We start from the raw sequence: 12,674 nt of genomic DNA, 5'->3' as shown, positions 1-12,674 counted from the left end.
TTTTCTTTTCACCAAGATAGATACGGTCTTTGATCGGGTGGAAAAAATCGACGATTACACGGTCCGGTTCTATCTCACCGAAAAATACGGCCAGTTCCTGAACGATGCCATCTGGATTCAATTTTATACCTCCGCCTACCTTAAAAAATTCGGCTGGAATGGAAAATTAACCTGCCCGAATCTGACCGAACCCGGTCCCTACGGGTTGGGTCCTTATATTCTGAAGGAAGGATATGCAGAAGGAGACCGACAGACACCGGAGGTGGTGCTGGTGGCCAATCCCAACTATTGGAACCCGAATTATCCCAAAGTTGAGACCATCACCGTCTATACGGAACTGGATACCAAAATCGCCATGGAAAATATGTTTGACAAGGACGGCGTACTCGATATCATGCCGATTCCCTTTTCCATGAAATGCAGAACAAACGTCTCTCTATATGCAAAACTAATCTCTCTGCCATCCACCAGCAGCTTCGCCATTTGCATGAATCTGCGTAATGGCAATAAAAGACTACTGGATAAAAAACTCAGAATTGCGCTGAATCGTGCCATTGATCAGTTCCATTTACTGGAGCGCGCTTATTACGGTGAAGGAAGGGTGAACCCCACAGTTGCGTCTCCTTTGTTTCCGGGTGTACGGGAAATTGTAAAAAGCCTGCGGCCCTATTCTGAAATTCAAAATCCCAAAGAAGTCCGGGGGGAACTTAAAGGCATTTTGAATGGGCTGACACTGAAAGTCCTTACCCAGGATCGGTTCATGTTTATCTGGAAAGGGATCGCACGCGACTTGAGAAAGGTCGGCGTCAAGCTGGAATTCGAGATCACCACCAGTGAAAAATACGTGTTTAACCAGTTACTCGCCACCAATGCCGAAAAAAACACCAAATCATGGGATTTTCTAATATTTGGCTGTGATGATTGGTTCTACAATCACCCCTGGTCCGTCTTTTTCCTTTACCGGACTCACAATGCCTGGAGTACCATCTTCCCCGATCCTATCCTGGATAGTTATTTTGATGTATTTTCCCGCGTCTCCGTGGGAACACCGGAGTTCACCGCTATCTGTGGCAAAATCATGCACCATGTGTATGATAACGCCTATATGCTGTTTGTTCCGGCACCGAATAAGCTTCTGGCAGTCAATAAAAATGTGAATTACAAGCCTTACCGAATGGCTTGTATGCCACTTTGGGAAATCGAGATTTCCAAGAAACATTGGTCGATCCGGTAATATTTTCGTAAGTTCTCAATAAGTGTGGGCATTCAGGGCATCCGTTTGAATAGCACCCGGCGTTTAAAAGGTAGGTGGGCTTTATGACCCCAAGCCATTGAGATCTTACGCATTTAGTTTATATAAATCTATCCCAAAAATCCATTTTACAGTGTTCTTACCATGTCTTATTTTTTGCCTGACAAGAAAGAACAACCTTTGAACAATGAGAAAGTTGTACGATGGGAACGCCGTAACAAATATTGGAATGGTTTTATTATGTTTGCTGTCTGTCTCCTCTGGGTTAATCCTCTCACGGGATTTTTGGGATAGGCGCTTGGATTCAATATTCATTCGTCCGTTTAGTAACGTGACCCGTTCTTTCATACTCCAAATTCCCATGCATCCTTTTTTGTTTACCGTTTCCATCAACTTGTCCGAATCAAATCCGATGCCGTTGTCTTCGATACGTAGAATAATATTGGGATAGGAATAGACCATCCGAATATTAGCCATCGTGGCCTGTGCATGCTTTGCCATATTGTTTAGACCTTCCTGTACGAGGCGATAAATTGCAATTTTTATATCAAAATTAAGATCCAGAAAATCAATTCCCGCAGTCTTAAAATCAATTTTAAAATTGTAAATTTGTGAATTTTTTTTACACAAATTGTGAGTTGTTTTGTTATTTCTAAGGTTTCAAGGCCGGCCGGATGGATATTAAAAACCATCTTTCGAACATCCATAAAAATTTTTTGCAAAGAATCCAAAATCTCCGAAGTTTCCTGGACAAATTTTTCATCTGGCAGCACCTGCTTAAAAAAACTCGATAACTGAATATTGAACGAATATAAATTTTGGGCCAGTCCATCGCACAGATTCCTGGCAATACAGCTCCGCTCGATTTCCTGTGCCCGAATGAGCTTTTAAGAAAGCGTTTGAATTCGTTTTTCGGCTTTTGGCCATGTGTCAAAAAATGGTGAGTGGTAACGATTTTTTTGAAATTCTTATATTTGAATTGACAGAAAGCATTTTCCTGTCTTACCTTTATCGCAAGTCATAATTTCTTCAGCTTAATGTTTACCCAAAGAAGCGAAACGATTGAAATCGTTGAACCATATTTTCTCAATCTGATTTTGATGTTGACAATAATTTCAGGGTGTTCTGGGAACGTATGACTCTGGAGTACATTTTTGCAGTCCTTAAAAAGACGGCACCTCTGCGGAGATATCGGCCTTGATTGCATTGAGCGATCAGGAATGCCGACACTTCCGGGAGGGTGGAGAATGCCACAATTTCTTCCGTATAGACGCGCATTATCGTACCCTATGTGCCCTTGAATAATAATTTTCACATTTCACCAGAGGTGATCCATGCCATGTATCCGTTCCGCCCACACGTCTGATCGTTTTGCCCATACGTCCGAGCAAACGGTTCGATTATTCGACTTTATTGATTCGGAAACCGAAAAAGTATTTATGATCATTGGGACCGAGGAAATCGGCCTGGAAAAATGTATGCGCCGTCAAACAGAGGCATTTCTGGAAAAGGACAATCTTTTTGTTCTTCGTTATGATATTTGGCCCCAGGAACATTCTCGCCACTTCCTCTATCGCTGGTTGGCGGACACCACCTCCGGGCTGTCCTGCCAGTCCCCCCAGGGATGGTGCACGTTCATTGCCGCCCATCCCGGTCTGCAAACCCAATTGGCGCTGCTCCAAGGCCAGGATCGACGTCCCCTTGAAATACGCTTTTTAGAAGCGATCCGTTTTATTGGCGAAAAAATGGACAATGCAACCCTGGTTCTCCAAATGGTTCCCTTGGTCACCACCCGTGAACCTGCCTTGGTCGACTTTTTTAAGTTGATTCTGCGTATGCTGCCTGCAAAAACCAAGATGATCATATTTCAATGCACAAATGACGTTATGGCCGACCAGAAGGATTTCTGCCCTTCCAACCGCATAACCGTTAACGGAACCAACTCCGGTGAAACCCAAAAACTATTGGATAATTATCACAACTGTTACCACGACAGGGGCATCAAAGGAGAGTTGATGCGTGGAATAGTTCACTTGGCCCATCCGGTGAAAATCCATGAATTATCTACGTTTACAGGGATATCCGAAGACAAGGTAACGGCGGCATTGGCATCAAAAAAATTTGAGGGCATATTGTCGGATCATGGAGACGAGGGTATACGCCTGACCTATCCGCGTCTGTTTTATCCCCATGACGAAACCGTGCGCAGGGCTTTAGCGGAAGATAGAGCGGATATGGACAAAAAAGTGCTGACCTACTACCGGGATCAGCTTGGCAGCAACCCTGAAGCCTTTGCCGCCCTGGGGCACTCCCTGGGTGTATATCGCAGTACCGATACCCGAATAACGGCGGAACAGGCACTGGCCGGATATGGTCCCAAGTTGGCCTTGGGTGCCGGTGAGATGGCTGAGATGGAACTGCAGCGCGCTTTGGAGCAGCTAGATTCCGGCGGGGATCAAATTTCGGATGCGGATGACCTTGGTTACGATCCTGAGACCATCCGCGGTCGGCTGCTGCTGGCATTGGGAGAGGTTCAGGAAAACTTAAGTCACAGTCATGATGCGTTAAAGGTTCTTAAAGAGGCCATCGACGTATTGCGTAAAAGCGGCCACCGCATCGGTTTGCAAAAGGCATTTGAACTCAAAGGACGGTCGGCTTTTGCCTTGCGTGATATGGAGACCGCACGCAGTGCCTTTGGAGAAGCTTTGGCGTTGGCGGTGGAATTGGAGAGAACCGATCTGATCGCGGATATATTGTCCCAAAGCGCCTACTTGGAGTTCTCCACCCGACAGCTGGATACCGCTGAAAAAAAGTATCGGCAGGCATTGGAACAGTATCGTCTTCTGGAGGGCGTTAACCCGGACATGGGTTGCCGAGGAAAGGCGTCACAATGGTCCAGCTTGGGGCATGTGGCCTATGCCCGGGGAGATTTTGACCAGGCCGAGGCCCACCATCTGAAGGCCATTGAAATATACAAACTTCTAAAAAATGATAAAAAGACCGCCAGCCAGTGGGGGTATTTGGGACACACCTATTTTGCGGCCGCTAATTACAAAAAAGCCATCAATGCCTATGAGCGGGCTGCGGAATATGATGAAAACGCGGGAGAACCCTTAATGGCAGCCCAGCGGTACGCCAATATGGGGCATACCATGTATGCCCGACGAAAGCCTGAGCCAGCGGAAACTCTGTTTAAAAAAGCCATGGATAAGTACATAGATTTGGGCAACCCAGGGGGGGAGGCTGCCCAACTTTCAAACCTGGGCCTTGTGAAAGGGGATCAGGGTCAGTTCGATAAAGCCGTCGATTACTTTAACCGGGCCAAGGCGATGTATGAAGAACTTGGAGACCCCGTGAATGCAGTGATCCAGGTAATGCGTCTGGGGCATGTACGTCGGGGTCAAAACGATCTCAAGGCGGCCAGGCAGCACTACTTAAATGCCATGAATCGCTACAGGGAATTCAATTACGACCTGGGAGAAAGTGATGCGGCCATGGAACTGGGCCAGGTGGACATGGCTTTAGAGGATTTTGGCAAAGCGGTTGAAAATTTCAATCATGCCAGGGAATTATTTGCCAAACTGGGGCATGGCGAAAAGCAAACCATCTGTCTTGTTCTGTTGGCCCAGGTGCACAAAGCCCAGGATGATATGGATGCAGCCGAGTCCATGCTGTCCCAGGCCCGCAGCTTGTGTGAGCAAATGGATAATGATTTAGGCCGGGCCAACGTTGCTTTTCAAAGCGGATTGCTGTATTTTGACCAGAAAGACTATGACCGGGCCGAACGCTATTACCGTGAAGCACTGGACATTTTCAGGGAACAAGCGGACCGGGAAAACGAGGCCAATTTGCTGGCCAACCTGGGAACTCTGTACTATGAAACAAAAAAGTTGGATTATGCCCGGAAAGAATTTGAGGCGGCCCTTGTCTTGCTTCGTAAAACAGGGCATCCGGTGGGACTGGCCGGGGTACTGGCCAACATGAGTTTTGTTCATGAAGCTCAGGAAAATTACAGCAGCGCCCGTGACTGCCTGAAGGAGGCACTGGATCTGTACAGCAAAATGAAAATGACCCAGGAAGCAGGAGCCATCAAGACACATATGGCAACCGTCGCCCATAAGGCCGGGCTTTCTCTGAAGCGCATGCGCAAGGAGCTGTTGGCTTGAAGCACATGCACAAGGAAATGTTGGCTGATACGCCCGGGGCTTCGACACCCAAATAACAAGATCAGGCGCAATGGCTCCTGTAGGCCCTGGGGCAGCAGAAAAAAGGCCAGGAGATGCACTGTCACAGATATGTTTGCTTAAAATTATAGTCCGACTTGTTAAATATGCCATACGATACACAACACACAGACCAGAGAGGAGTTTGACATGTGGATAAAAACACCGGGGATTATCAATGACCGTATGGTTCTGCTCGGCACGGGCCAAAATAATATTTATTTGCTGAAAGGCGAGGTTCATATGCTAGTGGGCGGGGGCGCCCCGTGGATGGTTCCCGAACTCATGGATCAAATCAAGGATTGGGATATTGATATGCAGCGCATACAGTATCTGTTTGTGGGTCATTCCCATTTCGACCATGCCGGAGCAGTGCCCTTTTTACAAAAACGCTACCCGCATCTGAAAATTTTGGCATCACAAGAAGCGGCCCGTTTTCTTGCTATGCCAAAGGCCGTTAAAAATGCACGCAAATTCTGTAAGGACGCTCTTAATCGTATGGGTATTCCCGATACTGTAGAAGGAATTTCCCTTGATTTTGATCCAATTGACCATGTCCAAGTACTTGGTGATGACGAGCGGATTGACATCGGCGACGGCCTGGTATTGCGTGCCTTTGAAACCCCTGGACATAGCCGGTGCACCATGGCCCTGTACGCTGAAGAGCAGAAATGGCTTTTCCCCTCCGATGCCATGTCCATCCCCATTCATGAGGGATGGGATTTTGCATGTATGGCTTCGGAGAGTTTTGTTGATTATGTGCGCAGCCTTAAGCGGCTCGAAAAGCTTGATGTGAGCCTTTGCGCCTGGGAACACTTCGGCCTTATGACGGATAAACACGCGCACCAGATCGTGCAACGTGTTATGGATTCAACCCTGGTTTATAAAGAGACCTTGAAAAAAAAGGTTGAAGCGTCTGGAGACGTTGAGGCCGTCATTGATTGGGCCGCCCACCAATGGTTGGATCAGACGGGATTTAAATTCATTCCTTTCAACATGATGCATTACATATGCAAACAGATGGTGCGCAACGCCATTGAAGAGGAATTGCTTTAAAGATGTAAGAACATCTATAGTCATATAGTTCTCAGGCTCATGTTGATTTTTGGGGTCTTATGTGGCAAATGAAGATGCTGGGTTTTTCAACCCACAAAGAACATCCAATAGATACAATAGCCCCAAAGGGTTGATAAAACCTTATAAACAGGCTAAAGGAATCTCGCAAAAAAAGTCCCTTTATATCCTGGTTTTTTTGAATTTATTTATAACATCAGGAAAAATGGCAAAGCCCTGCGGCACTCACTTATTCAGTTGCCCGTAAAACAAGCCTCTGAAACACAACATAAGGAAATCATATACTATTGATTTTTCGTTTATAAAACTCAAATTACCATATGCTCGATATTTTGCCTTGGTTAAACGGTAGATTAAAAATCTGCTGACTCCTACCGAATATTTTAACGAAATAATAAAATACGGATTGAGAACTATCAATGAATAAGAAATCTCCAGGTATGAACAATAAGTTCAAATCTGAAGGCGTGCCTACCCAAATCAAAAACGTGAATCTTGTTCGAAAGCGTCGCCAACAGATTATAGATGTTGCAGTCAACCTTTTTGTGGTGCATGGCTACCCCAAAGCCACCACAAGAATGATTGCAAGTGAGGCTGGATTTTCCATTGGGTCTCTTTATGAGTATGTTGGTTCAAAAGAGGATATTCTCTACCTGGTCTGTGAAGCGATCCATTCAGAATTAGAACGGGGAATAAAGGATGTACTAACAGAAACGGAAAACTTAAAAGAAACCCTATCTGAAATGATTCGGGGCTATTTCAGAGTTTGTGATCACATGAGTGACCATATTCTACTCATGTATCAAGCAACTCAATTCCTACCAGAACACTGGAAAAACAATGCACTTGAAAATGAGCTACACATTACAAATATTTTTGTTCAGGCGTTGCAAAGGGATTTCAATGATAAGAATACGCCCATATTGGATACAAAAACAGCATTTCTTGTTGGTCATAATATAGTTGTATTGGGTCAAATGTGGGCATTTCGAAGATGGTGTTTTACCAAACAATTTACCATTAATGAATTCATAGAAGAGCAAACCAAATTTATCCTGAAACTTGCATCCTGATATCTTCGCTGTCAGACCAATCTCATTTTACTATATGATCTGATATATTTCCTCAATCATAGACTTAGTCATATCAATGAATAAAAAAAAACGCACTAAATAAATTTTATGCAAAACTTGGGAAACATTTGGGTTCATTTCCCCCTCAAAAAAACTTATAAGTCACGACTTAAAAAAGCAAAGGTCTTGGATAATGGATAAACAGCAAACCAACAATCCCCTGCACAGTATCTCTCTTGCCCACATTGTCAACAGTCTTGTTGAACACTATGGATGGGATGAACTGGGACGTCGCATTGACATCCGGTGTTTTAATCAAGACCCCTCGGTGCAATCCAGCCTAAAATTTCTGAGAAAAACGCCCTGGGCAAGGAAAAAGGTGGAAACCCTATACATCGGATTGCAAAAATGGGTGGGGTAAGGGACAGTCGTACATTACTAACCCGAATATTTACGCAAAGTCCAAACTTACCTCGTGCCGGGAGCAAACTGACTTTTCTATTTTAAAAGCCCGGTTCTCCCCGTCTGCACCATCTCTTTTAATAGCTTGCCTGCCAATGCGGCCTTGCCCAGCACCCCTTTACGGTTTTCCAGGAGAATGGCATGGAGTGTTTCCCGATCCTTCGGGGGCCGGGTAATCTGTTCTTTTTTCACCAGAGAAAGCGCCTTGGTTGCACAGGTAGCCACACACACACCACACCCGAAACACACGTTGAAATCCAGTTCAGCCCGGGGGGGCTCACCGGTCACCTTGATGGCATGGACCTGGCATCTGCGCTCACACACACCGCATCCATTGCAAAGGGAGATATCCACCCGTGCCTGGAAATTGGAAGACCAGAAATCAAGGGGTTTTGGCAGTTTCTGATGGAGGCTGAGCATACCACAGCAGCAGCCGCAGCAGGAACAGATGAATTCGGGCTTTTCCGTGTTGGAGGGCTGAAGCACCAGCCCCTGTTGCTGGTTTTTATCCAGGATAGCCATGGCCGCTTCCCGGGTGATTTCCCGACCAACGCCCCCGATGAGACAGGTCTGAGCAATGTCCCCCATGGCCAGACAGGTCTCGGTGCGCCGGGTCACCTTGCAGGAATGGCCCTGCATCTCATTTTTCTTTCGACAAATACATTCCACAACGACAAAGGGACCCGATGCCCCGGCAATAAGACCTGTAATCTCATCAAAGGTGGCCACAGGACTTTCAATGGGAATGCTTTTCCCGATGGGAATGGTGCGCATCTGGGGCAGTTTTGTGCCCAGAAAATCCATACCGAAACCAACACCTGCCGTGTAATCATCAAAATCTTTAAGAAATGCCGGAGTCATGCGCTCCATCTGCATTTCATACATTCCCACCACCAGCGGGGAGTTGCAGTACTGGTACTGCCCGTTTCTGAATCTGGACTCAAGGCCCCCTTTTTTCTGGATGCGGTGCAATATTTTTTCCAGGGTTTCAGGATCGTTCACCCGGTGCTTAAGCCTTGGGAAAAGGTGGTCCAGGGATTCAAATTCGTGACTTAAATGGCAGGCAATTTCCGCCTCCTCCGGTGTAAAAATATGCTTTAACAGCCGGATGTCTGAACCGTTTTGTGCGGCGGGAAATCCCATTACCTGGCGATCCAGATGTTGCTGCAGCCGTCGATATATCTTGTCTTGCCTTGCCATGGATCTGTTTATCTCTCCTTTTTCTTTCGGGCGTGATCACAGCGTCGGGGTCAGCCTTTCGTAATTGACGCTTTTAGTAAATATTTGGGTTGATATTGCAAATGTTTGGTCAGTGCTCCATTTTCGCCTGTTTGGGACTGCCCAATGCATGGTCAAAGCGAAAATTTGGGATGATAAAGCCCAAAGCGTGTTTCACCACGGCATCTTTGGAAATCGGCAATCCTAAAATTAAGCTTTGACGCTGCACTAGCATACCAATGCAATGCTATGTGAGCAGGCCAAAATAGGGTACTGGCCCAATATTTACGCTTATTTTGAGACCCGGGTGGTGCCATCATTGGCCGTAATAATTTTCACCCTGTCCCCGGGAGCCATCATCACATCTGCTTCCTGCACCACTACAATGGTGACGCCATTGTCTTTTTTCACCACAATTTCAAGGGCCGGCTTCCTTGTAACCCCTTCTTCGGCAGCGGTTCCCACCATGGCACCTGCCAGGGCACCCACCACCGTTGCAACGGTCCTTCCTGCACCACTGCCCACGGTGCTGCCAAGAACGCCTCCTGCCACGCCCCCGGCGGATGTCCCAAGGGCTGTCTTGGTGCCTTCAATGGTCACATTCTTCACCGATACCACCGTGGCATACTCCAGGGTCTGGGCCTGTCTTGCCTGATCCCGGGAGTACACCTCACCGGACCTTGAGGATGCGCACCCGGTCATAAAGGCCACCATGGCCAGGAAAATACTCATTATCACCACCAAAACCAACTGTTTCATATCAAAATCCTCCCCAAAACGAATTCATCTAAATCTCTGCGGCAAGCTTTGCACCCTGGGCAATGGCCTCTTTGGCATCCAGCTCTCCGGCCTTGCGGGCACCGCCAATGAGGTGAAAGGGAATCGCCTTTTTTTCAAGAGCATGGACCAGGTGCATCCGGGACTCCTGCCCGGCACAGATCACCACATGATCCACGGCCAACACCTTTTTTTCGCCGTCATGGACAATGTGAAGCCCATCATGATCAAATTTTTCATAGAGCACCCCGGACAGCATATTCACTCCCCGCTGCTTTAACACAGCCCGGTGAATCCAGCCGGTGGTCTTGCCAAGCCCGGCGCCGGGTTTACTTTCTTTTCTCTGGAGCAGGTAAATGGTTCTGGCACAGGCACAGCTCCTTCCACACGGGGGTTTTATCTCCCCAAGGCCTCCGGGGCGAGCATAGGCCTTGTCCACCCCCCACTCCCTTAAAAAACCGTCCCGGTCCTGACTGGTACATTCCCCCTGCTGACTTAAAAGGGTTGCCACATCAAACCCGATGCCACCGGCACCGATGATGGCCACCCGACGTCCCAGTTTCTCACTGTTTTTTATGGCATAGATGTAGGAAACCACCCGGACGTCATCGCTTCCAGGAAATGCCGGTTGTCTCGGCACCACACCCGTGGCAATAACAATCTCATCAAAAAGACGTTTGCCCGGTTCAGTGCCGTCCACCTCTTCCATGGAAAGGTCCGATACCGTCACACGCATATCCGTAACCACACGTACCTTTAAAAGGGCCAGTTGCCGCCGGGAATATGTAAGGGTCTCATAGAACTCCTCTTTTCCCGGTATTTTCACCGCCAGATTAATAAGTCCCCCGATGTATGACTGCTCATCAAACAAGACCACCTGATGCCCCCGCCGGGCCGCATAAATGGCAAAGGAAATCCCGGCAGGCCCGGCCCCCACCACGGCAATTTTTTTGGGAACCTCTGCCGGTGCAAACACAAGCTCGGTCTCATGACAGGCCATGGGATTGACAAGACAGGAACACACTTTTCCCTGGAAAATATGATCCAGACAGGCCTGATTGCAGCCGATACACACATTTATATCCCGGGGTCTATGCTTCCGGGCCTTTTCCATGAAATCCGGGTCCGCCAGAAAAGGCCGGGCCATGGATACCAAATCCGCTTCCCGGTCGGCCAGCACCTTTTCCGCCGTTTCCGGGGTATTAATACGGTTACTGGTCACCAGGGGCAGGGAAACAGCCCCCTTTAATTTTGCCGTCACCCAGGTGAAGGCCGCCCGGGGCACCATGCCGGCAATGGTGGGAATCCGGGCTTCGTGCCAGCCGATGCCCGTGGAAATAATAGTGGCTCCGGCCTTTTCTACCTCCCGGGCCAGGAGAATCACCTCGTCCAGGGTACTCCCCCCCTGCAAGAGATCCAGCATGGACAGGCGATAAATAATGATAAAATTTTTCCCCACCCGCTGACGCACCCGCTTCACAATTTCCAGGGCAAAACGAATTCGATTTTCATAGCTGCCCCCCCATTGATCCTTGCGCTGGTTGGTCACCTGGGAAATAAACTGATTTATCAGATAGCCTTCCGAGCCCATGATTTCCACACCATCATACCCGGCCTGCCGCGCAAGTGAAGCGCACCGTGCAAAATCTTCAATCTGACGTTCAATGTCGTCTTCGGTCAATGCCCGGGGGGTAAAAAAATTAATGGGGGCCATGATAGCCGAAGGAGCCACCAGCTTTTCATGGAATCCATACCGTCCGGTGTGGAGAATCTGCATGGCAATTTTTCCCCCATTGTCATGCACGGCCCGGGTGACGATGAGGTGATTATCAACTTCGGATTCACAGGTGAGCATGGCCCCATGCTCTGCCCCACAGCCTTCGAGGTTGGGTGCAATGCCGCCGGTGATAATAAGCCCCGCCCCGCCCTTTGCCCGCAACCCGAAATAAACACCCATTCGTTCAAACCCGCCGGGAACCTCTTCAAGCCCTGTGTGCATGGAGCCCATGACGGCTCTATTTTTCAATGTGGTAAATCCCAAATCCAAGGGTCTGAACAGATGGGGAAACAGCGCATGTTCCATTTCTTTAATCCTCCAAAGTATGTTACAACACATTGTGTGTCGGACTTTTATTTCCCGATTGCAACCGGCAATTGATTTTTATGGCTGCCCAGGTCTTGATCACCAGTTCCGGGGTATCATGGGCTGTGATCAGGAGCATCGGGGTAACCATACATTTTTTCTCAAAAAAAAACAAACCTGGCCAGGGTCTGATGTCGGCCAGAGGGACGAAGCTTCAAGAGCCGTCCAGTAAAACCTGAGGAATAACCAGCACCGACAAACCGATACCATTTCAGCCTTTGAAAGGAAAGAGATGATTTCAGAATGGATGACTGGCTTTTATATGTAGTAAAAAGCCCCAGCGCCGCACAAGGAAGGGGCCTTAACTTTGGTTCCATCTATACCCGGGATGGCGTGCTGGTGGCCAGTGTGGCCCAGGAGGGACTGTATCGACATCTGGTAAAATAATGCTCTAAAAAAGCACCGGCACATCTGCATTGGGTCAATCAAAATAAGTTGACTTTAACTATCCA

12 protein-coding genes are annotated in these 12,674 nt (G+C 47.8%); 6 read left to right on the top strand and 6 right to left on the bottom strand.

Translation table 11 applies throughout. From position 1 onward, the window contains the following. The coding region (locus tag ACYQ2M_RS04145) for an ABC transporter substrate-binding protein (RefSeq protein WP_459915055.1) at positions 1 to 1,234 on the top strand (1,234 nt) is incomplete at its 5' end. 105 nt (positions 1,235 to 1,339) lie between these two features. Here ACYQ2M_RS04145 and ACYQ2M_RS04140 read toward each other — a convergent pair. Next, on the bottom strand, positions 1,340 to 1,882 hold the full coding sequence (locus tag ACYQ2M_RS04140; protein ID WP_459915054.1) for a sensor histidine kinase: 543 nt from the start codon (positions 1,880 to 1,882) through the stop codon (positions 1,340 to 1,342). Next, positions 1,795 to 2,103, bottom strand: a complete 309-nt coding sequence (locus ACYQ2M_RS04135) for a histidine kinase (protein WP_459915057.1) — start codon at positions 2,101 to 2,103, stop codon at positions 1,795 to 1,797. The genes ACYQ2M_RS04140 and ACYQ2M_RS04135 overlap by 88 nt, the downstream gene beginning before the upstream one ends. 483 nt (positions 2,104 to 2,586) lie before the next feature. On the opposite strand from ACYQ2M_RS04135, the gene ACYQ2M_RS04130 reads away from it, so the two are divergent. The 4 genes from ACYQ2M_RS04130 (at position 2,587) to ACYQ2M_RS04115 (ending at position 8,043) form a co-directional block, all read left to right on the top strand. Next, entirely contained in the window at positions 2,587 to 5,418 is a 2,832-nt protein-coding gene (locus tag ACYQ2M_RS04130) for a tetratricopeptide repeat protein (protein WP_459915053.1), read from the top strand. 207 nt (positions 5,419 to 5,625) lie between these two features. Next, complete coding sequence (locus ACYQ2M_RS04125) at positions 5,626 to 6,531, top strand: MBL fold metallo-hydrolase (protein ID WP_459915052.1); 906 nt, start codon at positions 5,626 to 5,628, stop codon at positions 6,529 to 6,531. 437 nt (positions 6,532 to 6,968) lie between these two features. Beyond that, positions 6,969 to 7,622 carry a TetR/AcrR family transcriptional regulator gene (locus ACYQ2M_RS04120; RefSeq protein WP_459915051.1) on the top strand — a complete coding sequence of 218 codons (654 nt, stop codon included), beginning with the start codon at positions 6,969 to 6,971 and terminating at the stop codon, positions 7,620 to 7,622. A gap of 193 nt (positions 7,623 to 7,815) precedes the next feature. Beyond that, the gene (locus ACYQ2M_RS04115) at positions 7,816 to 8,043 is read left to right on the top strand and encodes a VF530 family protein (RefSeq protein WP_459915050.1); all 228 of its coding nucleotides are present in this window, start codon (positions 7,816 to 7,818) and stop codon (positions 8,041 to 8,043) included. 77 nt (positions 8,044 to 8,120) lie between these two features. Here the strand turns inward: ACYQ2M_RS04115 and ACYQ2M_RS04110 are convergent, their stop codons facing one another. From ACYQ2M_RS04110 to ACYQ2M_RS04095, 4 genes are all read right to left on the bottom strand, one after another. Further along, positions 8,121 to 9,284 (bottom strand): ATP-binding protein, encoded by a 1,164-nt coding sequence (locus tag ACYQ2M_RS04110; protein ID WP_459915049.1) that lies wholly within the window; start codon positions 9,282 to 9,284, stop codon positions 8,121 to 8,123. A gap of 309 nt (positions 9,285 to 9,593) precedes the next feature. Further along, positions 9,594 to 10,061 carry an outer membrane lipoprotein gene (locus ACYQ2M_RS04105; protein WP_459915048.1) on the bottom strand — a complete coding sequence of 156 codons (468 nt, stop codon included), beginning with the start codon at positions 10,059 to 10,061 and terminating at the stop codon, positions 9,594 to 9,596. A 28-nt stretch (positions 10,062 to 10,089) separates the two neighbouring features. Next, entirely contained in the window at positions 10,090 to 12,162 is a 2,073-nt protein-coding gene (locus tag ACYQ2M_RS04100; protein WP_459915047.1) for a 2,4-dienoyl-CoA reductase FMN-binding domain-containing protein, read from the bottom strand. A 22-nt stretch (positions 12,163 to 12,184) separates the two neighbouring features. Beyond that, positions 12,185 to 12,313: a hypothetical protein gene (locus ACYQ2M_RS04095; protein ID WP_459915046.1), complete on the bottom strand. Its 129-nt coding sequence runs from the start codon at positions 12,311 to 12,313 to the stop codon at positions 12,185 to 12,187. A gap of 152 nt (positions 12,314 to 12,465) precedes the next feature. Between ACYQ2M_RS04095 and ACYQ2M_RS04090 the strand changes: the two genes are divergently transcribed. Continuing rightward, positions 12,466 to 12,609: an acyl-CoA thioesterase gene (locus ACYQ2M_RS04090; protein WP_459915045.1), complete on the top strand. Its 144-nt coding sequence runs from the start codon at positions 12,466 to 12,468 to the stop codon at positions 12,607 to 12,609. The last annotated feature ends 65 nt before the right edge of the window (positions 12,610 to 12,674 follow it).

This window comes from Desulfocicer niacini (assembly GCF_054657595.1).
This window is presented reverse-complemented; position numbering and strand designations above follow the sequence as displayed.